At 71.0% G+C, this 25,384-nt stretch carries 18 protein-coding genes; 11 read left to right on the forward strand and 7 right to left on the reverse strand.

Annotated features, from left to right (window positions below; genetic code table 11):
• Positions 1–78 precede the first annotated feature (78 nt).
• Complete coding sequence (locus AB0B29_RS15880; RefSeq protein ID WP_362239364.1) at positions 79–3,876, forward strand: GH92 family glycosyl hydrolase; 3,798 nt, start codon at positions 79–81, stop codon at positions 3,874–3,876.
• 20 nt (positions 3,877–3,896) lie between these two features.
• Complete coding sequence (locus AB0B29_RS15885; RefSeq protein WP_362239367.1) at positions 3,897–5,879, forward strand: alpha-glucuronidase; 1,983 nt, start codon at positions 3,897–3,899, stop codon at positions 5,877–5,879.
• Here the strand turns inward: AB0B29_RS15885 and AB0B29_RS15890 are convergent.
• The 6 genes from AB0B29_RS15890 to AB0B29_RS15915 all read right to left on the reverse strand — a co-directional run bounded on the left by AB0B29_RS15890 (position 5,825) and on the right by AB0B29_RS15915 (position 10,594).
• The gene (locus AB0B29_RS15890; protein WP_362239369.1) at positions 5,825–6,205 is read right to left on the reverse strand and encodes a Beta-galactosidase C-terminal domain; all 381 of its coding nucleotides are present in this window, start codon (positions 6,203–6,205) and stop codon (positions 5,825–5,827) included. The two genes, AB0B29_RS15885 and AB0B29_RS15890, sit on opposite strands and share 55 nt — an antisense overlap.
• Complete coding sequence (locus tag AB0B29_RS15895; RefSeq protein ID WP_362239371.1) at positions 6,202–6,885, reverse strand: hypothetical protein; 684 nt, start codon at positions 6,883–6,885, stop codon at positions 6,202–6,204. Before AB0B29_RS15895 ends, AB0B29_RS15890 begins: the two co-directional genes overlap by 4 nt.
• Positions 6,882–7,004, reverse strand: coding sequence for a hypothetical protein (locus tag AB0B29_RS15900; protein ID WP_362239373.1), 123 nt, complete (start codon positions 7,002–7,004; stop codon positions 6,882–6,884). Before AB0B29_RS15900 ends, AB0B29_RS15895 begins: the two co-directional genes overlap by 4 nt.
• Positions 7,001–8,656, reverse strand: a complete 1,656-nt coding sequence (locus AB0B29_RS15905; RefSeq protein WP_362239375.1) for an ABC transporter substrate-binding protein — start codon at positions 8,654–8,656, stop codon at positions 7,001–7,003. The genes AB0B29_RS15900 and AB0B29_RS15905 overlap by 4 nt, the downstream gene beginning before the upstream one ends.
• A 79-nt stretch (positions 8,657–8,735) precedes the next feature.
• Positions 8,736–9,608: a carbohydrate ABC transporter permease gene (locus AB0B29_RS15910; protein ID WP_362239378.1), complete on the reverse strand. Its 873-nt coding sequence runs from the start codon at positions 9,606–9,608 to the stop codon at positions 8,736–8,738.
• The gene (locus AB0B29_RS15915; RefSeq protein WP_362239380.1) at positions 9,602–10,594 is read right to left on the reverse strand and encodes an ABC transporter permease; all 993 of its coding nucleotides are present in this window, start codon (positions 10,592–10,594) and stop codon (positions 9,602–9,604) included. Before AB0B29_RS15915 ends, AB0B29_RS15910 begins: the two co-directional genes overlap by 7 nt.
• A gap of 231 nt (positions 10,595–10,825) precedes the next feature.
• Between AB0B29_RS15915 and AB0B29_RS15920 the strand changes: the two genes are divergently transcribed.
• Both AB0B29_RS15920 and AB0B29_RS15925 read left to right on the forward strand, forming a co-directional pair.
• Complete coding sequence (locus tag AB0B29_RS15920; RefSeq protein ID WP_362239383.1) at positions 10,826–11,812, forward strand: acetylxylan esterase; 987 nt, start codon at positions 10,826–10,828, stop codon at positions 11,810–11,812.
• 404 nt (positions 11,813–12,216) lie between these two features.
• Positions 12,217–13,608, forward strand: a complete 1,392-nt coding sequence (locus AB0B29_RS15925; protein WP_362239386.1) for a cytochrome P450 — start codon at positions 12,217–12,219, stop codon at positions 13,606–13,608.
• 137 nt (positions 13,609–13,745) lie between these two features.
• On the opposite strand, the gene AB0B29_RS15930 is transcribed toward AB0B29_RS15925, so the two are convergent.
• Entirely contained in the window at positions 13,746–14,156 is a 411-nt protein-coding gene (locus AB0B29_RS15930; protein ID WP_362239389.1) for an MmpS family transport accessory protein, read from the reverse strand.
• 341 nt (positions 14,157–14,497) lie between these two features.
• On the opposite strand from AB0B29_RS15930, the gene AB0B29_RS15935 reads away from it, so the two are divergent.
• The 7 genes from AB0B29_RS15935 (at position 14,498) to AB0B29_RS15965 (ending at position 25,366) form a co-directional block, all read left to right on the forward strand.
• Positions 14,498–15,589 carry a lytic polysaccharide monooxygenase auxiliary activity family 9 protein gene (locus AB0B29_RS15935; RefSeq protein WP_362239392.1) on the forward strand — a complete coding sequence of 364 codons (1,092 nt, stop codon included), beginning with the start codon at positions 14,498–14,500 and terminating at the stop codon, positions 15,587–15,589.
• Positions 15,590–15,725: 136 nt separating this feature from the next.
• On the forward strand, positions 15,726–17,408 hold the full coding sequence (murJ, locus tag AB0B29_RS15940) for a murein biosynthesis integral membrane protein MurJ (RefSeq protein WP_362239394.1): 1,683 nt from the start codon (positions 15,726–15,728) through the stop codon (positions 17,406–17,408).
• Positions 17,409–18,301: 893 nt separating this feature from the next.
• Positions 18,302–20,752: a SpoIIE family protein phosphatase gene (locus tag AB0B29_RS15945; RefSeq protein WP_362239397.1), complete on the forward strand. Its 2,451-nt coding sequence runs from the start codon at positions 18,302–18,304 to the stop codon at positions 20,750–20,752.
• Positions 20,752–21,834, forward strand: coding sequence for a sugar ABC transporter substrate-binding protein (locus AB0B29_RS15950; protein WP_362239400.1), 1,083 nt, complete (start codon positions 20,752–20,754; stop codon positions 21,832–21,834). The genes AB0B29_RS15945 and AB0B29_RS15950 overlap by 1 nt, the downstream gene beginning before the upstream one ends.
• A gap of 14 nt (positions 21,835–21,848) precedes the next feature.
• On the forward strand, positions 21,849–22,628 hold the full coding sequence (locus AB0B29_RS15955; protein ID WP_362239403.1) for an ATP-binding cassette domain-containing protein: 780 nt from the start codon (positions 21,849–21,851) through the stop codon (positions 22,626–22,628).
• Complete coding sequence (locus AB0B29_RS15960) at positions 22,619–23,923, forward strand: sugar ABC transporter permease (RefSeq protein ID WP_362239406.1); 1,305 nt, start codon at positions 22,619–22,621, stop codon at positions 23,921–23,923. Before AB0B29_RS15955 ends, AB0B29_RS15960 begins: the two co-directional genes overlap by 10 nt.
• An 87-nt stretch (positions 23,924–24,010) precedes the next feature.
• A complete protein-coding gene (locus AB0B29_RS15965) occupies positions 24,011–25,366 on the forward strand; it encodes an ABC transporter substrate-binding protein (protein ID WP_362239408.1) in 1,356 nt (451 codons plus the stop codon).
• Positions 25,367–25,384 lie beyond the last annotated feature (18 nt).

Here is a 25,384-nt window from a genome sequence, read left to right on the forward strand (position 1 = left end):
CCCGTCACTTGGGCGACTACTGGTCCTTGCGCATCGAAGGTGACAACGTTGTCCACTGCGCAGGGAGGGTACCCGTTGATGCAGCGGAAAGCTCGGCACAGATGGGGTTCGGCGGTCGTGTCGGCGACCGCCTTCGCTTTGGCCCTGGGTTCGCAGGGCATTGCGGTCGCACTGCCACAGGCTCCCGGCGCACCGGATCGGGGGTTCGCGTCCTCCTTCGAGGCGGACGACCCGGTTCCGGACTGGGTGAACACCGTCGACACCGGCCCCGACGGCGCCAAGCGGGCCTCCGGAGTCGACGGCGGCTACAGCAGCGGCATACCGGGCCATGTGACCGACCAGGTCACCGACGTCCGGGCGAGCGCCGAGAACGCGGGCGGCGGCGAGGTGAAGGAGAACCTCGCCGACGGCGAACCGAGTACCAAGTGGCTCACCTTCGAGCCTTCCGGCTGGGTCGAGTTCGACCTGAACAAGCCGGTCAAACTGGTGCGATACGCGCTGACATCGGCTAACGACCACGATGAGCGCGACCCGAAGGACTGGGCGCTCGAGGGCTCCGCAGACGGCAAGGACTGGAAGACCCTGGACACCCGCTCCGGCGAGACCTTCTCCGAGCGGTTCCGGACGCAGACGTACGACCTCGCCGAACCCGGCGAGTACCGGCACTTCCGGCTGGACGTCACCCGGAACAACGGGGGTGACATCCTCCAGCTCGCCGACCTCCAGCTGTCCACGGGCGGCACCGACGGGCCCGTCCCGCAGGACATGCTCTCCGTGGTCGACCGCGGCCCGAGCGGCTCCCCCACCGCCAAGGCGGGCGCCGGGTTCACCGGAAAGCGGGCCCTGCGGTACGCCGGCCGGCACACCGCGGACGGGAGGGCGTACTCCTACAACAAGATCTTCGACGTGAACGTGGCCGTCGACCGGAACACGCGGCTTGCCTACCGCGTCTTCCCGTCGATGGCGGACGGCGACCTCGACTACGACGCCACGAACGTCTCCGTCGATCTCGCCTTCACCGACGGCACCCACCTGAGCGACCTGCGCGCCACCGACCAGCACGGCTTCCCGCTGACCCCGCGGGGGCAGGGCGCGGCGAAGATCCTCTACGTCAACCAGTGGAACCATGTGGCCTCCCGGATCGGGTCGGTCGCGGCCGGGAAGACCGTGGACCGGATCCTGGTGGCGTACGACTCCGCCAAGGGCCCGGCGAGGTTCCGGGGCTGGCTGGACGACATCGGCATCGAGTCCGTCGCGCCCGAACGGCCGAAGGCACACCTGTCGGACTACGCGGTGACCACCCGCGGGACGAACTCCAGCGGCGGGTACTCCCGGGGCAACAACTTCCCGGCGACGGCGGTGCCTCACGGCTTCAACTTCTGGACGCCGGTGACCAACGCGGGTTCGCTCAGCTGGCTGTACGACTACGCGCGGGCGAACAACGCGGACAACCTGCCGACGATCCAGGCGTTCAGCGCGAGCCACGAGCCGAGTCCCTGGATGGGTGACCGGCAGACGTTCCAGGTGATGCCGTCCCTGGCCACCGGAGTCCCGGAGTACGGGCGGGAGGCCCGCGAGCTGGCCTTCCGGCACGAGAACGAGACGGCCCGGCCGTACTACTACGGGGTGCGGTTCGAGAACGGGCTGAAGGCCGAGATGGCGCCGACCGACCACGCGGCGGTGCTGCGCTTCACCTACCCGGGCGACGACGCGACCGTCCTCTTCGACAACGTGACGGACCAGGCGGGCCTGACGCTCGACAAGGAGAACGGCATCGTCACCGGCTACTCGGACGTCAAGTCCGGGTTGTCGACGGGCGCGACCCGGCTGTTCGTCCACGGCGAGTTCGACCAGCCGGTAACCGAGGGCGACTCCAGCGGCGTCAAGGGCCACCTGCGCTTCAAGGCCGACGACCGGACCGTCACCCTGCGCCTGGCGACCTCGCTGATCAGTCTCGATCAGGCCGAGGACAACCTCCGCCAGGAGATCCCGCAGGGCCGGTCCTTCGAGGCGGTGAAGAAGAGCGCCCAGCGGCAGTGGGACCGGCTGCTGGGCAAGGTCGAGGTGGAGGGCGCGAGCCCCGACCAGCTGACGACCCTGTACTCCAGCCTGTACCGGCTCTACCTGTACCCGAACTCCGGATTCGAGAAGGTGGGTGGCAGGTATCAGTACGCCTCGCCCTTCTCGCCCATGCCGAAGCCGGACACCCCGACGGACACCGGCGCGAAGATCGTCGACGGCAAGGTGTACGTCAACAACGGCTTCTGGGACACCTACCGGACCACCTGGCCCGCGTACTCGCTGCTGACCCCGTCCCGGGCGGGCGAGCTGGTCGACGGGTTCGTGCAGCAGTACAAGGACGGCGGCTGGACCTCCCGCTGGTCCTCCCCCGGTTACGCGGACCTCATGACGGGCACGTCCTCGGACGTGGCGTTCGCGGACGCGTACGTCAAGGGCGTCGACTTCGACGCGGAGGCGGCGTACGACGCGGCGGTGAAGAACGCCACGGTCGTGCCGCCGAACCCGGGCGCCGGCCGCAAGGGCATGGCCACCTCCCCCTTCCTCGGCTACACGAGCACCGAGACACACGAGGGTCTGTCCTGGGCGCTGGAGGGCTACCTCAACGACTACGGCATCTCCCGCATGGGACGAAAGCTCTACGAGGAGACCGGTGAGCGGCGCTACCGGGAGGAGTCGGAGTACTTCCTGAACCGCGCCCGGGACTATGTCAACCTCTTCGACGCGAAGGCCGGGTTCTTCCAGGGGCGCAACGCCAAGGGTGACTGGCGGGTGGAGTCCTCGAAGTACGACCCGCGGGTGTGGGGCCATGACTACACCGAGACAAATGGATACGGGTATGCATTTACCGCCCCGCAGGACAGCCGGGGTCTGGCGAACCTGTACGGCGGCCGGAAGGGTCTCGCGGACAAGCTCGACGACTACTTCTCCACCCCGGAGACGGCCTCCCCCGAGTTCGTCGGCTCCTACGGCGGTGTCATCCACGAGATGACCGAGGCGCGGGACGTCCGGATGGGCATGTACGGGCACTCCAACCAGGTGGCCCACCACGCCATCTACATGTACGACGCGGCCGGGCAGCCCTGGAAGGCGCAGGAGAAGGTCCGCGAGGTGCTGTCACGGCTGTACACCGGCAGCGAGATCGGGCAGGGCTACCACGGTGACGAGGACAACGGCGAGCAGTCGGCCTGGTTCCTGTTCTCCGCGCTCGGCTTCTACCCGCTGGTGATGGGCAGCGGCGAGTACGCGATCGGATCGCCCCTGTTCACCAAGGCGACCGTGCATCTGGAGAACGGACGCGAGCTGGTGGTGAAGGCGCCGCGGAACAGCGCGAGGAACGTGTACGTACAGGGCGTGAAGGTCAACGGCCGGGCATGGACGAAGACCTCGCTGCCGCACGCGCTGGTCGCCGAGGGCGGCGTCCTGGAGTTCGACATGGGCTCGCGGCCGTCGTCCTGGGGCACGGGCGAGCACGCGGCGCCCGTGTCGATCACCCGGGACGACGAGGTGCCGACGCCCCGCGCGGACGTGCTGCAGGGCGACGGTCCCCTGTTCGACGACACGTCTGCGACGGACGCCGCAGTGACCTCCGTGGACCTGCCGGTCTCCCAGGGCGCGAAGGCGGTCCAGTACACGCTGACCTCCTCGGCGGACCGGGCGAAGGCACCGGCCGGATGGACGCTCCAGGGCTCCGCCGACGGCACGACCTGGCGCACGCTGGACCGGCGCTCCGGGGAGTCCTTCGCGTGGGACAGACAGACCCGCGCGTTCTCCGTGAGGTCGCCGGGTACGTACGAGAGGTACCGCCTGGTCCTCGACGGTGAGGCCACGCTGGCGGAGGTCGAACTGCTCTCCTGAGCAGCCGAGTTGGGGGTCCGATGCCGCTTCCCGTGCCCGTCCTGCCCGAGGGTGTCGATCCGGCCTGGTTACCGCCCGCCGCCTTTTGGTGGGTCGGCAGCAGGCGGACGCTGATCCGGGGACAGGGTCCGCTGGTGGACACGGTGCACGCGGAAGTGGCCGAGGCCTGCCGGGGTTTCGGGGGCCGGGTCGTACGGGATGCGGAGCCGGACGGCTCGTACGACCTGGTTCTCGGACTCGGCCCCGGCGCACTCGGTGACGAGGGCTTCGCTCTCGCGCGTCAGGGCGGCACGACCACCGTCACCGCCTCCGGCGGCCGGGGGCTGCTGTACGGGTTGTTCCACGTCGTCCGTCTCGGCGAGGCGGCGTTCCGCGGCGAGTGGGAGCCGCAGACCCACCGCCCGGCGCTCGCACTGCGGATGCTCGACCACTGGGACAACGTGGCCGTGCACCCGGTGATGGGCCAGGTGGAGCGCGGGTACGCGGGCGGCTCGCTGTTCTGGGAGGACGGCAGTGCGCGCGGCGAACTCGACCGGGTGCGGGCGTACGGCAGGCTGCTCGCGGCGTGCGGGGTCAACGCCCTGTCGGTGAACAACGTCAACGTGCACGCGACGGAGGCGCGTCTGCTGACCGACCGCATCGATGAAGTCGCCGCCATCGCTGCGGCGTTGCGTCCCTACGGCGTCCGTACCCATCTGTCGGTGTCCTTCGCGTCCCCGGTCACGCTGGGCGGGCTGCCCACGGCCGATCCGCTGGACGAGGCGGTGCGCGGCTGGTGGGCAGAGGCGACGCGGCGGGTGTACGAGGCGATACCCGACTTCGGCGGGTTCGTGGTGAAGGCCGACTCGGAGGGGCAGCCGGGCCCGTTCGCGTACGGCCGCAGTCATGCCGAGGGCGCGAACCTGCTGGCGGCGGCGCTGGAGCCGTTCGGCGGCACGGTGCACTGGCGGGCGTTCGTCTACGACCACCGCCAGGACTGGCGGGACCGCACGACGGACCGGGCCCGGGCCGCGTACGACCATTTCGTGCCGCTGGACGGGGAGTTCGCGGCCGGTGCCGTGCTCCAGGTGAAGCACGGGCCCATGGACTTCCAGGTGCGGGAACCGGTCTCGCCGCTGATCGGGGCCATGCCGCGGACCCGGCTGGCGGTGGAGCTGCAGATCACCCAGGAGTACACCGGGCAGCAGCGGCACACGTGCTGGCTGGGCCCGATGTGGAGCGAAGTCCTGCGGTTCCGGATCCGGCGGGGTTCGACCGTGGGCGAGTCGGCGTGGGGCGGGCTCGTCGCGGTGTCGAACGTCGGAGACGACCCGTTCTGGACCGGGCATCCGCTGGCGCAGGCCAACCTGTACACCTTCGGGCGGCTGGCCTGGCAGCCGGACGCCGATCCGGGCGCGGTGCTCGACGAGTGGATCGCGCTCACCTTCCCGGACGCCCCGGCACGGCTGGCCGACGGGCTGCACGCCGTGCTCGACGGCTCGTGGCGGACGTACGAGAAGTACACCGCTCCCCTGGGTGTCGGGTTCATGGTGCAGCCGGGGCACCACTACGGGCCGAGTGTGGAGGGGTACGAGTACAGCCCCTGGGGGACCTACCACTTCGCCGACCGGGACGGCGTCGGGGTCGACCGCGGTGTGACGGGCGGTACGGGGTTCGCCGGGCAGTACGGCCCACCGTGGGCCGAGCTGTACGAGTCCCCGAAGACCTGCCCGGACGAGCTGCTGCTGTTCTTCCACCATGTGCCCTACGGGCATGTGCTGAAGAGCGGGAAGACGGTGATCCAGCACATCTACGACACCCACTTCGAGGGTGTCGAGGAGGTCGAGGAGGCCCGGGCGGTGTGGGCCTCGCTGGCGGGGCTGGTGGACCCGGCGCGCCATGCCCGGGTGGCGGAGCGCTACGAGGAGCAGCTGCGCAGTGCCCGTGAATGGCGCGACCAGGTCAACACCTACTTCTTCCGCGCCTCCGGGGTGCCGGACGAGCGGGGGCGGCGGATCCACTGAAGGATCGCCACGCCCAGCGGGTCGAGGACCGGGGGTTCGCCCTCGGCCCCCCGCTTGCCGGTGAGAAGGTCGGTGGCCGTGCCGTGCGCTGTCAGGTGGGCCGCTTCGGGAGCGTGGTGGGGGAGGAAGAGCAGGCGGGTGCCGTCAGGGTCGATCCGGTTCGGCGCCGCGCGGGAGCACGATCTCGATGACGAGCCGGGCCCGCGCCCCCAGCTCGGGGACGGTCTGGGTGAACTCCGTTGGGCGGGCGTCCCATTCGCCGACGCGGAGGCCCGTGAGGGGTGCTCGGGGTTGTGGTCGCCGCCGTAGCGGATCTTGCGCATCACGCGGTGAAGTCCTTCCGCGTCTCGGCGACCACCGAGCGGCAGCCGTGCAGCAGGGACAGCAGCAGCGGGGCCGCCGGCAGGGCGGGCAGGGCCTCGGTCAGCAGGGCCGCCGACGCGGCCGTGAGGATCAGCAGGGAGGCGGCGGCGAGGGTGGCGCGGCCGTGCCGGAACAGGAAGTACACGGCGAGGCGGGCGGTGTCCCGGGTGCGGAAGGCGAACAGGGAGGTGAGGACGAAGGCGTGGGCGCCCCAGAGCAGGGATCCGGTGCCGATCACCGCGAGCAGCAGCGCCCACCAGCCGGGCAGGCCGGTGGCGGAGAAGTGCGTGAGGGTGAAGGCGATGACCGTCAGCCACGTCAGCAGGGGTGTCCACAGCTTCAGTGCCGGTACGGCGTTGAGCCGCCAGCCGCGCAGGAAGTCCCGGGCCGGGTGCAGCTCGGTGAGGTCGCGGCTGCGGTGGTGGAGGGCGAAGAGCGCGGCGGACAGGGCCGGTCCGAGGGGCAGCAGGCACAGGGCGGCGAGAGGGAGATTGGCGGGGTCGGGACCGAGCAGCAGCAGCCCGGCCAGGCCCGGGGAGGTGGTGAGGAGGAGCAGCGCCTCGACGGTCAGGAGGGTGTGGATCAGGGCGGAGGCGCGGGAGAGGGTTCCGGTGCCGAAGCCGGCGGTGCGCACGGTGCTCACGCGGCGGCCTCCCGGCCGGGTGACCGCCGCACGTGCCGGGCGCCCTGCCCCGCGCGGGGCCGGTGCACCGCCGAGCCACCGGTGAGCCGGCCGCGCGGCGCGTCGGCGGCGCGGATCACCCGTTCTCCTTCTTGAACCGCTCGTAGGCCTTGTTGTGCAGGTCGACGAGCTGCTGCATGTTCTTCGACTTCAGCTCGGCGAGGTAGGAGTTCCACTGGGAGAGCGGTCGCTTGCCGAGGACGAACTGGAGGGTGTTCTGGATGACGTGGTCCTTGAGCGGGGTCTCCCAGAGGGTGGCCTGCTCCTGCTCGAAGGACTGCAGGGGGTGGGCGGGGTCGATGGGCAGCTGCTCGCGCTGGGCCATGGCGTCCTGGAACTTCTTCTCGTCCGGGCCGAACATCGAGGAGACGAGCTCCCAACTGCCGCCGTAGGCGAAGACGCCGTTGTAGAAGCCGAAGTCCTTCTGCATGTCCTTCGGGGCGTCCGGGTCGGAGCCCATGAGGCTGATGCCGGGCTTCGGCCGGTACCGGCCTGCGGAGCGCGTGTGGGTGACGCCCTCGACGCCCCAGCGGGCCAGCCGCTGGCCCTCGTCGGAGTACCAGAGCCAGTCCGTGAACTGCATCATGGCGACGAAGTCGTCGCTCTTCAGTGCCTTGCTGGAGATCATGACGCCGTTCTCCAGCCGGCTGCCGCCCAGCACGAGGGGGCCGGCGGGCCCGATCGGCACCGGCACCATCTCGATCCGCGCGCCCTTGACCTGCTTCTCCAGGTTGTACCGGTAGTCCTGCACCAGCACCTGCGGGTTGGCGCTCATCACGTAGGACTTCTCGGCGAGCAGTTTCTGCAGCGCCTGGTCGTCGGTCTGGCTGAAGCTCTCGGGGTCCATCAGCTTCTCGGCGACGAGTTTCCGCAGGTACTCGATCATCTGGCGGTAGGCGTCCTGCGCGCCGGTGAAGACGTACTTCTGCGCCTTGTGGTCGAAGCTGATGTTGTCGTACGTCCAGCCGGATCTGACACCGAAGGCCTGGCCGAGGTAGCTGAACAGGGCGCCGCAGGGAAACGGGGTGTTGGTGCTCCAGCGGTCGGTGAAGGGGTACTTGCCGGGGTGCTCCTCCTTGAGCGCCTTGAGGACGTCGTACACCTCGTCCCAGGTGGCGGGCAGGCTCAGACCGTGCTGGTCGAGGACGTCCGTGCGGAAGGACAGCGAGTAGCCGGCCTTGGCCTTCTCGTGCAGGCCGGGCAGCAGGTAGTAGCGGCCGTCGGACTGGCGGATCGAGTCGAGCTCGGGCTCCAGCTTCCACTTGCGGACCTTCTCGCGGAAGTTGGGCATCAGCTTCACGTAGTCACTGACCGGGAGGATCGCGCCCGAGGAGACGAAGGCGACCTCGGAGGGGTGGTACGTCTTCGGGATCAGGAAGGGTGCGTCGCCCGCGCCGATGAGGACGCTGCGCTTCTTCTCGTAGTCGGCGAGCGGCACGTCGACCGGTTCGAGGGTCACGCCGGTGCGCTTGGTGACCTCCTTCCAGAACAGCCAGCTGCTCTTCATCGGGTACACCGGGTTGTTGTTGTGCAGCACCGAGAAGGACAGCGGCCGGGACGCCTTGAACTGCTGTCCGGCCCGGTAGTTCTTCATGGCCCCGTTCTGTTTCTTCGACAGGTCCTTGCCGTCCCCGCCGTCGTCACCGCCGCCGCAGCCGGTGACCGTGGCGAGGCCGATGAAGCCGGCCGCGGCGAGTATCCGGCGCCGCGACAGCTGCCCTTCGTTGTTCACGGGAACTCCCTTGTTCCATATGCCGGTCGAGGTGAGGTGCGGTGGTCGGTCCTTGTGCCGGTGGAGGAGGGTGCGGTGGTCAGCCCTTGACCGCGCCGAGCATCACGCCCGAGACGAAGTAGCGCTGGACGAACGGGTACACGCAGAGGATCGGCAGGGCGGTGAGGACGATGGTCACCGACTGGATGTTCGCGCCGACCTGGCTGAGCTGCTCGGTTCCGGCACCGGCGTTGCCGCCGCCGGTGGCGCCCTGGATGAGGTTGCGCAGGTAGACCGTGACCGGCATCAGCTCGGTCCGGTCCATGTAGAGGAACGCGCTGAACCAGGAGTTCCAGAAGGACACCGAGTAGAAGAGCACCATGGTCGCCACGACCGCCTTGGACAGCGGCAGCACGATCCTCAGCAGGATGCCGTAGGTGCTCAGGCCGTCGATCTGCGCGGCCTCCTCCAGTTCTGTCGGCAGGCTCTCGAAGAAGGCCTTCATCACCAGCAGGTTGAAGACGCTGATCGCGTTCGGCAGGGCGATCGCCCACACGCTGTTCTTCAGGCCGAGGCTGGTGACCAGGATGTAGTTCGGGATCAGGCCGCCGGTGAAGAACATGGTGAACACGGCGATGCCGACGAGCACGCCGCGGCCCCTGAGGTGCTTCTTCGACAGGACGTAGGCGTAACAGGTCGTCAGCACCATGGCGACCGCCGTCGCCACGACCGTGTAGAGCACGGTGTTGCCGTAGTTCCGCCAGAACATCGAGTCCTGGAACACGATCCGGTACGTGGTGAGGTTGAACCCCTTGGGCAGCAGGGTCACCTCGCCCGCACGGATCTGCCGCTCCCCGCTGAAGGACCGCGCGACGATGTTGACGAACGGGTAGAGGGTCACCAGCACGACGAGCGTGAGGATCACCCCGTTGACGCCCTGGAAGACCCGCTGGGAGCGGCTCGGCCTCACCACAGGCTCGTCCCCACCGTGCGGCGCGAGAGCGTGTTGGCGGACGTGATCAGGACCAGGCCGATGATCGCCTCGAACAGGCCGATGGCGGCGGCGTAGCTGAAGCTGTTGGACTCCACGCCGGAGCGGTAGACGTACGTCGAGATCACATCCGCGGTGGGGTAGGTCAGCGGGTTGTACAGCAGCAGCACCTTCTCGAAGCCGACCGCCATGAACGTGCCGACGTTGAGGATCAGCAGCGTGATCATGGTGGGCCGGATGCCGGGCAGGGTGACGTGCCAGATCTGCTGCCAGCGGCCCGCGCCGTCGATGCGGGCCGCTTCGTACAGGTCCTCGTCGATCGTGGTGAGCGCGGCGAGGTAGAGGATGGTGCCCCAGCCGGCGGTCTGCCAGATCTCCGAACCGACGTAGACGGTGCGGAACCACCCGGGTTCCTGGATGAAGCGGACCGGGTCGTGGCCGAGCAGTCCGAGGAGGTGGTTGACGGGGCCGTCGCTCGCCAGCATCTGCATCGTGATGCCCGCGACGATCACGATCGACAGGAAGTGCGGGAGGTACGACACCGACTGCACGAACCGTTTCAGGGAGCGTCGGCGCACCTCGTTCAGCAGCAGCGCGAGCACGATCGGGATCGGGAAGCAGAAGACGAGCGTGAGCCCGCCCAGCCACAGGGTGTTGCGGAACACCTGCCAGAACGTGGGGTCGCCGAGGAACATCCGCACATAGCGCAGACCCACCCATTCCTCACCGAAGATCGAACCGCCGGGCTCGAAGCGCCGGAAGGCGATCACGTTGCCGATCATCGGCAGATAGCGGAAGACCAGGAAGAACAGCAGCGGCAGGATCGCCAGCGAGTACAACTGCCAGTCGCGGCGCAGTGCCCGCCGCCGGCCGGTCCGGGCGGGGGCCTGCCTGCCGCGCCCGGGAGCGGCCCGGGCCGACGGCTGGTCCTGGGCGCCCGGCGGGGCCGATGTGGTGGACGTGCTCATTGCTCGGGCCTCCCGTGGACATGGGACGCGGAACCGAAACTTTCGAGCTCTTGCCGGTAACTTGCGGCAACTTATGGGGCTCAGAAAGCGCTGTCAATGGGTGCTGCGACACTCGGACGGGGCGTCTGCGGCGCGTTGGTATGGCCCCGCCGCTGGGTATGACCCCCGGAGTCAACCGCCTTGCCCGGCCGCAAGTTTCTGGATGATCACCGATTCCTGCGAGGTGTCGCCGTGCCCGCGTTCGACCTGCCACTGACCCAACTGGAGTGTCACCGCCCGGACATCGTCGAGCCCGCCGACTTCGACGCGTTCTGGCAGCACACCCTGGAGGCCGCCGGGCAGGCGGACCCCGTGGTGTCGGTGCGGCCGGTGGAGACGGGCCTTCGGCTGACGCGGACCTGGGACGTGACGTTCCGGGGTTTCGCGGGCGACCCGGTGCGGGCGTGGTTCAGCCGGCCGGCCGGGGCGGGGGAACCGCTGCCCGCCGTGGTCGAGTTCGCCGGTTACGGGCGCGGCCGCGGCCTGCCGCACGAGCGCCTGACGTGGGTCAACGCCGGGTACGCGCATCTGCTCATGGACAACCGCGGCCAGGGCGACCAGTACGGGTGCGGCGGCGAGACGCCTGACCCGCACGCCCTCGCGCCGGGCGGCCCAGGGCCTGCCGTGCGCGGGCTGCTCGCCGCCGGGGACTACCACTACCGGCGCCTGATCACGGACGCGGTGCGGGCCGTCGCAGCCGTACGGGAGCTGCCGGGTGTCGATCCCGGGCGGATCGCCGCCGTGGGCAACAGCCAGGGAGGCGGGCTCGCCCTGGCGGTCGCGGGGCTCGTGCCCGGCCTGACGGCACTGCTGACCACGGCACCGCTGCTGTGCGGGATCCGGCGCGCCCTGGACCTCACGGACGCCGGGCCCTACGGCGAGATCGCCGCCTACCTCTCCGTCCACCGGGGCGCCGAGCAGGCCGCCTATCGCACCCTCTCCTACGTCGAGGGCGTCTCCTTCGCGCGCCGCGCACAGGCCCCGGCCCACTTCGGGGTGGGCCTGCGGGACACGGTGTGCCCGCCGAGCGGGGCGTACGCCGCCTTCAACCGCTACGCCGAACTGACCGGCACGGACCCGCGCAGGGAGATCCACGCGTATCCGTTCAACGGGCACGAGGGCGGCGACGCGGTGCAGGTGCGGCGCCAACTGGAGTGGCTGCGAGGGGTGCTGGACTGACGGCTGGACGGCGCTGGTGGACGTCGCCCCCGACGGCACCGGGCGGGGCCGCGGAGCGGGTTCGGCCTGCTCGCGGACGGCAACGGGGCGGCCGGGCCGGCCACAAAAGGACTCGGAGGGCACGAAGCGGCGCTCGGGCGGTCGGTCTCCGGGCCCCTCGCCGCAGGAGCTCCCGTGCAAGCCCGTTGGGGGCACCCCTCCGGTCTCCGGGCCCGTGCCGCTGGAGCTCCCGTGCACCGCCCGCTGGGGGCGCCCCTCCGGTCTCCGGGCCCCTTGCCTCAGGAGCTCCCGTGCAACGCCCGCTGCGGGCACCCCTCCTTCGAACCAGCTCGTCCCGCGTGGTACAGGACACGTTCATGACGGGATTGCTCCAGGGAAGGGGCAGGGAAGTTATAGGGGCGCCCATGATTGCTGTGAAGGGATGCCCCGTGACGTCCGCTGCGCCTCTCCCCATTCCCCGGGCCGCCGGATCGCTTCCGTTCATCGGCCACGCTCTGAGAATGCGCGACAACCTCGGCTTCATCGACTCGCTGCGCGACACACGGGAACCGCTCGTCGAGATCGTCCTGCAACCCGGAACGCGCACCGTGGTGGTCCAGGACCCGGCCCTGATCCACCAGATGCTCAAGGCCCTGGCACCCACTCTCGACAAGGGCCGGCTCTACGACAAGCTGGGCCAGCTGCTGGGCGACAGCGTCGTCACCGCCACGGGCCGGCCTCACGTACGCAAGCGCCGCCAGCTGCAACCGGCGTTCGCCCACACCGAGATCAGCCGGTACGTCGACATCATGCGCACCGAGGTCACGGCCACGGTCGCCGACTGGGAACGCGGGCGGCCCCTCGACGTACGCGAGGCGATGGTCGGACTCAGCCTCGACATGCTGGCCAAGACGGTGTTCGCCGGCAGCCTCGACGACGCCGTCTTCCGCCGGCTGCGCAGCGACCTGTCGGTGGTGATGAACGGCGTGGGTGTGCGCCTCATGCTGCCCGACTGGGCCGAGCGCCTGCCGTTGCCCTTCAACCGCCGCTTCGACCGGGCCCGGGCCGGCGTACGCGCCACCGTCAACACGGCCGTCGAGGAGTTGCAGGCCTCCGGGCACGACACCGGAGACATGCTCTCCATGTTGCTGCGCGCCATCGACGAGGAGACCGGCGAGCCGTTGACCGGGCATCAGATCTCCTCGGAAATCCTCACCCTGGCCGTGGCGGGCACCGAGACCACCGCGTCGGTTCTGTCCTGGACCCTGTACGAACTCGCCCGCCACCCCGGCATCGAGGCCCGGGTCCTGGCCGAGCTGGACGAGGTCCTCGGCGAGCGGCCCGTCACCCTCGACGACGTGGCCCGGCTGCCGTACCTGAATCGGGTGATCACGGAGACCCTGCGGCTGCACCACCCCGGCTGGTTGGTCACGCGTCGTACCACCGAGGAGACCCGTCTCGGCGAGTGGACGCTGCCTGCCGGCACCGAGCTGGCCTACTGTCAGCACGCTCTGCACCGCGACCCCGAGCGTTTCCCCGATCCGCTCACCTTCGACCCTGACCGGTGGAACGACGCCGCGCAGGAGCCTCCGCCAGGCGCGTTCCTGCCCTTCGGAGACGGCAAGCACAAGTGCATGGGGGACCGCTTCGCCCGCACCGAGATGGTCACGGCGCTCGCGACGATGCTGCGTTCGGTACGGCTGGAACTCGCCGAGGGTCAGGCCGTCCGCCAGGTCGCCCGGCTCACCGTACGGCCGCGCGCCCTGCGGATGACCGTCCTCCCCCGGAACCGCCCCCGAGCCGGGGGCCGCCGCTAGGTTCTGTCGTTTGGGTCATGCCGGCTTCGCGGGGCGGCCGAGAGGCGCAGTCACTCTCGGCCGACCTGAGCCGAACGACAGGCCCAGCGCGTGTCCCGCGAGTGGGTCGCTCGATCGAAGGGGTCCGTCCGCTCGGGTCACCCCGCGACCGGGGACTCCGCGGTGCAGCCGCCGGCGCTCACGAGACCCTTTGCGCTCTGTTCCTCGATCACCTTGCCCTTGTGGATGATCTTGCAGGTGATCTGGGAGCCCTCGGGGTCCGCGGCGACGGGCATGACCGCCGCGGGCATGATGCCGCGCAGCGTGACCGTCTTCTTCCAGGGCAGTTCGGGCTTCGACACCGACTCGACCTTCGGGTCCATGGCCTTGCCCCCGCCGCCGTGGAATTCGATCGAGTCGATGTTCTTCCCGGTCACCTCGTAGGTGACCTCGTACGTCTCGTCCACCGCCTTGTCGACCTGGTCGACCGCCTCGGAGCAGGCGGTGAGGCCGAGCGCGAGGCCGGTGACGGCGACAGTACAGACGGCTGCGCGAAGGGTGCGCTTCAAAGGGATCCCCCCGGATCATGATGGTCGAGCCCGCAGCCAACCGCAAAGGGAAAGCAAAGTCAACTTCCTTTGCGCGCAGGCCTGTAGAGCCATCGCGGGGACGGCCGCCCGCCACTCACCCCCTCCCGGGCGGAGGCGTCCGGCGCATCACCGGGCGGACCGGGCCCGGCCCTTGGCCCCGAGCCGTTTACATCTGAACCGTCTGGCGCTACCTTCCGCAACAAGCGGGGTGGGAGCGCTCCCATCACGGTGGATCGGAACCCGCCCTCGAGTCGCCCCCATCCCGCGCATCCGTGCACACGCATCCGCAGGCCCGTACCCCACGAACGGATGATGCTGTCATGATCCTGACAAGAGAGTCCGGAGGAACCACGACGCCCGGCCCGGCGCTCCCCTCCCGGGCCAGAGCCCTCTTCCTCGTGCTGCTCTCCCTCCTCGTCACCGTCCCGGCCATCGGCCTGGTCATGACGACCGGTGGCGAGGCGGAGGCGCACGGCACCCCCATGAAGCCCGGCAGCCGCACCTTCCTGTGCTGGCAGGACGGCCTGACCGACACCGGCGAGATCAAGCCGGTCAATCCCGCTTGCCGAGGCGCGCAGCAGGTCAGCGGCACCACGCCGTTCTACAACTGGTTCTCGGTGCTCCGCTCGGACGGCGCCGGCCGCACCCGGGGCTTCGTACCGGACGGCGAGCTGTGCAGCGGCGGCAACACCAACTTCACCGGGTTCAACACGCCCAGCAAGGACTGGCCGCTCACCCACCTCACCTCGGGCGCGACCGTCGACTTCTCGTACAACGCCTGGGCGGCGCACCCGGGTTGGTTCTACGTCTACATCACCAAGGACGGCTTCGACCCGACGAAGACGCTCACCTGGAACGACATGGAGGAGCGGCCGTTCCTGAGCGTCGACCACCCTCCGCTCAAGGGCTCCCCGGGCACGGTCGAGGCCAACTACTCCTGGACGGGCAAGCTGCCGGCCGGCAAGTCGGGCCGCCACATCATCTACATGGTCTGGCAGCGCTCCGACAGCCAGGAGACCTTCTACTCGTGCTCCGACGTCGTCTTCGACGGCGGCAACGGCGAGGTGACCGGCATCAAGCAGCCGGGCAACCCGTCCGAGCCGGTCCCCGGCACCTGCACGGCCACCCGCAGGACAACCGGCACCTGGAACGGCGGCTACCAGTCCGAGGTGACCGTCACCAACACCGGCACGGTCCCGATGCTCGGCTGGATGGTCGACTGGACCCTCCCGGCGGGCCAGAAGGTCGACAGCCTGTGGAGTGGCAGCCCGACCTACAACGGCCAGGCGGTGATGGTCCACAACGCCAACTGGAACGGCTCCCTGGCACCAGGCAGAAGCACGACGTTCGGCTACACCGTCTCCGGGTCGGGGGGTGACAGTACGAGCAGTCTGCCCTGCCGGGTGGGCTGAACCACCGGACGAGACGGGCCCGGTGACCGGGGCGACGGTGACCGGGCCCGTCGGCACGAGGACGCGGACCGGGGGGCGGGCGGAGCTCGCCCCCCCCGGTCCGCTTCTCGGAACCCGGGCCGCTTAGGTTGGCGCCATGGTGGAGGGGGCGAAGGCCGGGTCGGCGGCCATGAGCGGGCAGAGCGGAGAACAACGACGGGCGCGGAGCGGCCCGGGGGAACGGGGTGGACCGGCCCGCTCGTCCCTCTGGATGGCACTGGGCACGATGGTGTCCCGGGCGACGGGGCTGATCCGGCAGGTGCTCCAGGCGGCGGCGCTGGGCACGGGGCTGCTGGCGAGCACGTACAACACGGCCAACACCGTGCCGACGAGTCTGTACACCCTGGTGATCGGCGGTGCGCTCAACGCCGTGCTGGTGCCGCAGCTGGTCCGGGCGCGGGCCATCGAGGCCGACGGCGGAAGGGCCTACGAGCAGCGGCTGGTGACGCTCGTCCTGTGCGTCCTGGCCGCCGGGACGGCGCTGGCCGTGTGGGCCGCACCGCAGATCGTGGGCCTGTACATGCGCGACACCGCCGGCAGCCACGAGGCGTTCGAACTGACCGTGGTCTTCGCCCGTTTCCTGCTGCCGCAGATCTTCTTCTACGGCCTGTTCGGCATCCTGGGACAAGTGCTGAACGCCCGGGAGAGGTTCGGCGCGATGATGTGGACGCCGGTACTGAACAACGTCGTGCTGATCGGCATGTTCGCCGCGTACCTGGGGCTGATGACGGTCCCGGACGGGGTGGAGGACATCACCGCGACCCAGGTGCGACTCCTGGGGCTGGGCACGACGGCCGGGATCGCCGTGCAGGCCCTCGCGCTGATCCCCTTCCTGCGCTCCGCCGGCTTCCGCTTCCGGCCCCGCTTCGACTGGCGGGGCACCGGCCTGGGCAAGAGCGCCCATGCCGCCAAGTGGACGCTGCTGTTCGTCCTGGTCAACCAGGTCGCGCTGACCGTGGTGACGAACTTCGCCAACGCGGCGGACCAGGCGCTGCCGGATGCCGGCGCCGGCTACTCGGCCTACATGTACGCGCAGACCATCTGGATGCTGCCGCAGTCGATCGTGACCGTCTCCCTGGTGACCGCTCTGTTGCCGCGGATGAGCAGGGCCGCCGCGGAGGGCCGGATCGCAGAGCTGCGTGCCGATCTCTCGCGGGCGCTGCGGGTCAGCGGGGTCGTCATCGTGCCGGCCGGGTTCCTCTTCGTGGCGCTGGGCCCTCAGATCGCCGCGCTGCTGTTCGCCCACGGGACGGCCGACGCGGCATCCGTCCAGCCGCTCGGGCAGATGCTCCAGGCGTTCGGGCCGGGACTGATCCCGTTCTCGGCGCAGTACCTCCTCCTGCGGGGCTTCTACGCCTTCGAGGACACGCGCACCCCGTTCTTCATGGCGACGTGGATCGCCGGGGTGAACATCGCGCTGGTCACCCTCTGCCATGTGCTGCTGCCCGCGCGCTGGGCGGTGACCGGTATGGCCGGTGCGTACACCGTGTCGTACCTGGTCGGGCTGGCCGTCACGGCATGGCGGTTGCGCGTCAGGCTCGGCGGACGGCTCGACGAAGGGGAACTGCGCCGTACGTACACCAAACTGGTGGGCGCCGCCGCCCTCGCCGCGGGCCCGGCCTGGGGAGCCGCCCGGGCCTGCGCCGCGTCGCTGGGCACGGGCACCTGGTCCACCGTGCTGAGCCTCGCCGCCGGAACGGTCGTGATGGCCTCGGGCTACCTCGCCCTGGCGCGGCTGATGAGGGTCGGCGAACTGCGCGGCTTCGCCCGTCGCCGGTGACGGTGCCCGCTCGGCTCGCCCGGGCGGCGCCCGGCTCGGGGAACAGGGGCAGATGGCCCCATATGTCGTGGTTGTCCAGGTGTGCGATTCTGTTGTGTGGGTGCCCTGCCGCTCGTGTGCGGCGTGGATCCGCCATGGGAGGCGCGACGCCGCGCCGCCGCTCCCGTGCCCGCCTCGTCGTCGCCTGAGTTCCGGGGACTCCCACCTGCCGGTGGCTGCGGCATGGACGGGAGGTGGATGCGGACATGCCCCACTACGGCGATGCCCGGGCCGCGATCCCCGGTCTTCGGGCGCCGGGGAACGGGGGCCCCGGTCCGCCCCGCCCCGCTCCGGAACCGGCCGCGCGAGCGCGGCTCCTGACATTCGCCGGGGTGACGCTGGCCGCGGTGTACGTACGCGGCGAGGACGGGGCCGAGCTGCGGCTGGTGGAGTCGGCCGGGACCGAGTCGGAGCAGCGGTACCGGCTGCCGGGGCGGGTGGCGGTCCCGGTTCCGGGGGGCTCATCCGGCGCGGAGTCGAGCGGTCCCCCCGGGGCGACGCCGGCCCCCGACACCCCCGGCACCTCTTCGCGCGCGCCCGCTCCCGGTGCCGGTCCCGGCGGTACTCCTTCCCCCACGCCTTCTCCCGGAGCCGGTCCGGGCGACACCTCTTCCCCCGCCGCTCCCGCAGCCGGTCCGGGCGGCGCCCCCTCCCCCGCACCTTCTCCCGGAGCCGGATCCGGCGGAACCCCTTCCCCCGCGCCCGCTCCCGGTGCCGGTCCCCGCCGCACCCCTCCCTCCGCCCCCTCCCCCGGTGCCGGCTCCGGCGGTACCCCTTCAGACCCGGAGGCGGGAGGCGGTGGCCCGGCCGTCGCCGAGGCGTATCTGCGGGGGCGGCCCGTATGGCTCGCGGGTGTGGTGCTCGACGGAGGTCAGGACGGCGTGGCCGCCTCCACCCCGCTCGGTGCCCTGCCGCTGGAGGCCGCCGGTGGCTGGCTCGGGTGTCTCGTCGTGGTGGGAGAGGCCGGGGAGGGGTTCGGGTCCGAGCAGCGGGAGTTCCTGGAGCGGTACGCCGAGGCCGTCGCCGGGCGGCTGCGGGGCGAGGCCGACCGGTCGGCGCCCTCGCCGCTGCTGGATTCGGCCCTGCGCGCCATGGGAGTCGGCTCCTTCGCCCTGTCGCCCGGGACGGGGCTGGTCGAGACGGACCCGGCGTTGCTCGAACTCGTCGGCATCCCCGACGACGGTTTCGACGGCAAGACCGACACCCTGCTCTCCGTCAGCGTTCCCGAAGACGTCCCCGCGCTGATGTCGGTCATCGAGCCGTCCGCGCAGGCCCCGGGCCGCCGTGAGCTGGAGTTCCGTATCCGCAGGCCCACGGGTGAACTGTGCTGGCTGCGGCTGAACTGCCGGGTGCTGAAAGGGCTGGGCGGCGCTCCCGAGCGGGTGCTGGGCGTGGTGAGCGCGGCGCCCGTCCTGCGCCGCAGCGCCAGCGACGTCGCCCGGATCCAGTGGCTGACGGCCGCGCTCGACGACGCCACGACCGTCCGGGACGTCAGCCGTGTCGTCGTCGCCGCGCTGCGCGAGCCGCTGGGAGCGGACCGGGTGGCGCTCGCCGAGCTGCTGGAGGACCGGCTGGCGGTCACCGTGCTCGATCCGCCGGGTGCCGGCGCCTGGCCGGAGCTGTGGCGGCGCGAGTGGCGCTCGGAGTGGCCCGACGCGCCGGTCTCCGCCCTGCCCACGCTCCAGGCGGCCCTGCGGGACGGCCGGATGAGCCTGTGGCAGGCGGGTTCCGTCCTGGAACCGGGGCTCGCGGGGATCGGCCCCGGCGGGCTCGCGGTGCTGCCGTTGCCGGCCAGGAGCGGGGTGGCCGGGGTGTGCCTGGTCGGCTGGGACACCCGGCACGAGTTCGCACCCGAGGAGCGGGCCCTGCTGACCGCGACCGCCGGCCTGGTCGGGCAGGCCCTCAAGCGCGCGCACGCCTACGACGCCGAGCAGGAACTGGCGACGATGCTCCAGCGCAGCCTGCTGCCGCGCCGGCTGCCCCGGCTCCCCGGGGGCACGGCCGTGGCCCGCTATCTGCCCGCCCGTCGCGGACTCCAGGTCGGCGGCGACTGGTACGACGTGATCGCCCTGTCGGAGAACAAGGTGGCCCTGGTCATCGGGGATGTGCAGGGCCATAGCGCCGGGGCCGCGACGATCATGGGTCAGATGCGTACGGCGGTCCGCGCCTACGCCGTCGAAGGACATCCGCCGGACGTGGTCGTCGCGCACGCCAACCGGCTGCTCGTCGGCATGGAGACCGACCTCTTCGCCACCTGCTGCTACGTCGAACTGGACATGGAGGAGGGCAACGCGCTGTTCGTGCGGGCCGGGCACCTGGCACCACTGGCACGGCATCCCGACGGCGGCACCGAGGAGATCGCGGTCGAGGGCGGACTCCCGCTGGGCGTCCTCGCGGACGCGGAGTTCCCGCTGACGGCCCTCGCCCTCGCCCCGGGATCGGTGCTCGCGCTGGTGACGGACGGTCTGGTCGAGTCGGCGGATCTCCAGGTGGACGAGGGGATGCGGCTCGTGCGCCAGGCACTCGCCGCGGCCGATCCCGCCGACCCGGGACGGATGGCCGACGCGCTGCTCGGCGAGGCCGGGCGGCGCGAGGACGACGTGGCGGTGCTGCTGCTGCGCTACGACGGGATGCGGATACGGCCGGTGCGGGCGGGCTGGGTGGTGTGGCGGCTGCCGGACGCGGTGATGCACGCCCGCCGGTTCAGCGCGCGCACCCTGCGTTCGTGGGGCATCGCCGCCGAGGCCGACAGCGTCCTGCTGGTGGTGTCGGAGCTGGTCACCAACGCGCTGGTGCACACCCAGGGCGCGGTCCGCGTGGAGCTGACCCTGGCGGCGGACCGGCTGCGGGTGACCGTGAGCGACTCCTCACCGCGGGCACCGGCCAAGCCCGTGGTCGTGGACTGGGAGTCGACGGGCGGGCGTGGGCTGTTCCTGGTCGAGGCCATGTCGGCGGCCTGGGGTTCGGTGCCGGTGGGCGGCGGCAAGCAGGTGTGGAGCGAGATCGTCGTCACCCGTCGGGAGACGGAGCCCGGTGCGGAGCCCGACGAGGAACCGGAGACCGAGCCGGAGGAGCGCAGACCGGGCCGCGTCTGGGGCCTGGGCCGCGACCGGACCTGGGGCCTGGGCCGGGGCCGGGACCGCCGCAGGTCCCGCGACCAGGGCCGGTCCCGCGACGACCGGGCGGGGGGACGCGAGGGGGAGCAGGCCGTCGGTCTCGACCGGGCCATGCGCCACATCGGTGAGGGGGCTGCGGAGCCACCCGCGTCCCGTCACCCGAACCGGTCCCCCGAGGGAGGTCCCTGATGCGTGGGCTCGGTCTGCGTGGGGTCGCCGGGTTGCTGGCGGTCCTGCTGGCCGTGTCCCTCGCCGGCTGTTCGGAGGGTGGCGGGGAGGGCGAGGGCGAGCTGACCATCGGGCTGCTGCTGCCCAGCCGGGCCGTGCCCCGCTGGGAGAAGTGGGACCGGCCCCAGATCGAGAAGCGGGTCAAGGAGCTGTGCTCCGAGTGCAGGGTCGTGTACGCCAACGCCGAGAACGACGCGGCCAGCCAGCGGCAGCAGATGACCTCCATGATCACCCGGGGTGTCTCGGCGCTGCTCCTGGACGTCGTCGACCCCAAGGCCCTGCGCTCCTCGGTGCACGCGGCGCAGCGTGAGGGCATCCCGGTCGTCGCCTACGACCGTCTCGCCGAAGGCCCGGTCTCGGGTTTCGTCAGTTTCGACGGTGCCCAGGTCGGCAGGCTCCAGGGGCAGGAGCTCCTGAAGGGCATGGGCGCCCGGGCCGACGGTGGCGGTGTCGTCATGGTGAACGGCGACCCGTCCAGCCCCAACGCCGCCTGGTACGAGGACGGGGCGCGGACCGTCCTCCAGGACGAGGTGCGGATCCTGAAGTCGTACAGCACCCTCGGGTGGCGTACGGAGAACGCGCACGACCACATGTCCGCCGCGATCAGTGCCCTCGGCCCGGGCGCGATCGACGGGGTGCTCGCGGCCAACGACTCGATCGCGGCCGGTGTCGTCTCGGCCCTCAAGAGCGCCCGTGTCACGCCGCTGCCCCCGGTCACCGGGCAGGACGCGGATCTCGACGCCGTGCAGCGCATCGTCGAGGGCGAGCAGTACATGACCGTCTACAAGCCGTTCCGGCAGGAGGCCGAGGCGGCCGCCGCGATGGCCGTGGCCCTGGCGCGCGGCAACGACATCGACTCCCTGGTCACGACGACGGTGGACAGCCCCACGACCGAGGACGTCCCGGCGATCCTGCTCACGCCCACGGCCGTTACGCGCGAGACGATCGGCCGGACGCTCGTCCGGACCGGTGTCTACACGGTCGGCCAGATCTGCACCCCGAAGCTCCGCCCGGCCTGCGCCCGGGCCGGACTCGCCCGGTGAGCGAGGTGGTCCCCGTGTCCCATCCCCCCGTCCTGGTGTTGCGTGGCATCACCAAGCGGTTCGGCGGCGTCCAGGCGCTGGTGGACGTCGACCTGCAGGTCCGGGCCGGTGAGGTCGTGGCCCTGGCGGGCGACAACGGGGCGGGCAAGTCCACGCTGGTCAAGGTGATCTCCGGGGTCAGCCCCGCCGACCGGGGCGTCATCGAGTGGGAGGGGCGCCTCGTGCAGATCAAACGCCCGCACGACGCCCACGCCCTGGGCATCGCGACCGTCTACCAGGACCTCGCCATGTGCGACAACCTGGACGTCGTCGGCAATCTCTTCCTCGGCCGTGAGATCGACCGGGTGGGCGTCCTCGACGAGGTGGAGATGGAGCGCCGTGCCCGTGACCTGATGCGGGCGCTGTCGATCCGCATCCCCGACGTGCGGGTGCCGGTCGCCGCGCTGTCGGCCGGGCAGCGGCAGGCCGTCGCGATCTCCCGCTCGTTGATGGGCGCCCCCAAGGTGCTGCTGCTCGACGAGCCCACCGCCGCGCTCGGCGTGGAGCAGACCAGTCATCTGCTCGACCTGATCGAGGAGGTCCGCGACCGCGGTATGGCGATCATCCTCATCAGTCACAACATGGGCGACATCAAGGCCGTCGCCGACCGGGTCGCCGTGCTGCGGCTGGGCCGCAACAACGGTCTGTTCGACGTGAGTACCGTGACGCAGGAGCAGATCATCTCCTCGGTCACGGGGGCGGCGGACAACGCCGTGGCCCATCGCTCGAGGGGCGACGAGGGGGCGTGGCCGTGAGACGGGGCGGGCCGCACCGGGACGGTGGACCGGCGGGGCCGGGCAGCGCCGGGCCGATCACCACCGATCGGGAGCAGGGCGCCGCCCGCGGCTGGCGGGACGGTGTGCGCCAGTACGCGCTGGAGGTGCGCGGCAGTGTGCGGGGCGGAGAGCGGGGACCGCTCCTGGTTCTCGCCGGGCTGCTCGTGATCTGGATCGTCTTCCAGGGGCTGGACGACAAGTTCCTCTCGCCGCGCAACCTGTCCAACCTCAGCGTGGACATCGTCGGGACCGGGCTGGTCGCCGTCGGGATCGTGTTCGTGCTGCTGATCCGGGAGATCGATCTGTCGGTCGGCTCGGTCAGCGGCCTGGCGGGTGCGGCGTTCGCCGTGCTGAACGTGAACCACGGGGTGCCGGAGTGGCTGGCGGTGATCGTGGCGGTGGCCGTGGGCACGGCCGTGGGCGCCTTCCACGGGTTCTTCCACGCCTGGCTCGGCGTGCCCGCGTTCGTGGTGACGCTGGCCGGGCTGCTGATCTGGAACGGCCTGACGCTCTATCTGCTGGGGGCCAGCGGCACGATCAACATCGACGAGGAGGGCCTGGTCGCCTCCCTGACCAGCCGGCACTTCGGCAACCACCTGGTGGCGTACACGGTCGCCGCGCTCGGCACGGCCGGGTACTTCCTGGCCGCGCACCGCCGGCGCAGCCGCCACCGGGCGGCCGGGATGCCCTACCGGACGGAGGGCGACATCGGGATGCGCACCGGTCTCCTGGCGGTGGTGGCCTTCGCCGGTGCCTACACCCTCAACCGGTTCCAGGGGCTGCCGCTGGCGCTGCTGATCTTCCTGGTGGTCCTGGTCGTCTCGGACTACCTGCTGCGCCGTACCCGCTACGGGCGGCGGGTGTACGCGGTCGGCGGCGGGGTCGAGGCGGCACGGCGGGCCGGTATCGGGGTGGAGCGGGTGCGGGTCGCGATGTTCATGGTGTCGGGGACGCTGGCCGCGTTCGGCGGGTTGTTCGTGGCGTCGGGGCTGACGTCGGCGAGCCCGACGACGGCCCGGGCCGCCGGTTCGGGGATGCTGCTGATCAACGCCATCGCGGCGGCCGTCATCGGCGGGACGAGCCTGTTCGGCGGGCGGGGCTCACCCTGGTCGGTGCTGCTCGGTGTGGTGGTGATCCAGTCGATCGCCTCGGGGATGGGGCTGCTGGGGGTTCAGGACGCCGTGCAGTTCATGATCACCGGCGGGGTGCTGCTGGCCGCCGTGGCGGCGGACGCGCTGTCGAGACGCGCTCAGGCCCGAGGGGGCAGGCCATGAATCACGCCCTGCCCGAAATGGGGGTACTTATTGCCTTTGCCATGAAATGCCTAATACCGAGCAAAGGTGGGTAGGGGCCGAGGTGTCATGAAACGCAGCCGCCTCACCCAGGCGGCCGTGGCCGTCACGGTCGCCGCCGGTCTTGTCCTCGCCGGGTGCGGTGACGCCGATCTGCCCGGCGGCGGGGAGCAGACCCGGCTCAGCGTGCTCGCGACGGACGTGCCGCAGATCCAGACGCTGAAGAAACTCACCAAGAGACACTTCACGGCCGAGACGGGGATCACCGTCGACTACACGCTGCTGCCGGAGAACGAGGCGCGGGTGAAGATGAACCGCGAGTTCGCGACCCAGGCCGGCACCTACGACGTGGCGAGCGTCAGCGCCTACGAGGTGCCGATCTACGCGGACAACGGCTGGCTCGCCCCGCTGGACGCCTTTGTGGAGGCCGACGAGGACTTCGACCAGGACGACGTCTTCCCGAACCTGGCGTCCTCGCTGGCCGGCGACGACGGCAAGCTCTACGCCGAGCCGTTCTACGGCGAGGGCTCCTTCCTGATGTACCGCAAGGACCTGTTCCGCAAGGACGGGCTGACCATGCCGACCAACCCGACCTGGAAGCAGGTCGCCGACCTCGCCGCCCGGGTCGACGGCTCCGAGGGCGCGAGCGGCATCTGCCTGCGCGGCCTGCCCGGCTGGGGCCAGAACCTCGCCCCGATCAACACGGTCGTCAACACCTTCGGCGGCGCCTGGTACGACATGGACTGGAACGCCCGGCTGACCTCGCCGGAGTTCAGGGAGGCCGTCGGGTTCTACGTCGACCTGCTGCGCTCCCACGGTCAGCCCGGTCCCGAGCGGATGGGCGTGCTGGAGATCCTGGACAGCTTCGTCGAGGGCAAGTGCGCCATGATGTACGACGCCACGTCGCTGGCCTCGTCGATCGAGGCGGACAGTTCCCCGGTCAAGGGCAAAGTGGGCTACGTCCCGGCCCCGCACGAGAAGACCGACAAGGCGGGCTGGGTGTGGACCTGGGCCTGGGGCATCCAGCAGGCGTCCGAGCACAAGGACGCCGCGTGGGAGTTCATCTCCTGGGCCTCCTCCAAGGAGTTCCAGGAGCTGGTCGGCCGGGAGGTGGGCTGGATTTCGGCGCCCGCCGGCAACCGCAAGTCGCTCTACGAGAACCCCGAGTACCAGCAGGCGGCCGGTGCCTGGTACCGGCAGGAGTACACGGCGGCGACGGACTCCGCCGACCCGAAGGACCCGGGCGTCGGCCCCCGCCCCTACACCGGCATCGGCTTCCTGGGCATCCCCGAGTTCGCCGTGCTGGGGACGGCGGTCTCCGAGCAGATCGCCGCGGCCATCGCCGGCCGGCAGTCCGTGGACGCGGCCCTCGACAAGGCGCAGGACCTCGCCCAGGCCGCGGCGGCGAAGTACCGCGGCGAGTGACTCCGCTGCAGCGGTACA

It is taken from the genome of Streptomyces tibetensis (genome assembly GCF_040647715.1).
Taxonomy (GTDB): Bacteria; Actinomycetota; Actinomycetes; order Streptomycetales; family Streptomycetaceae; genus Streptomyces; species Streptomyces tibetensis_A.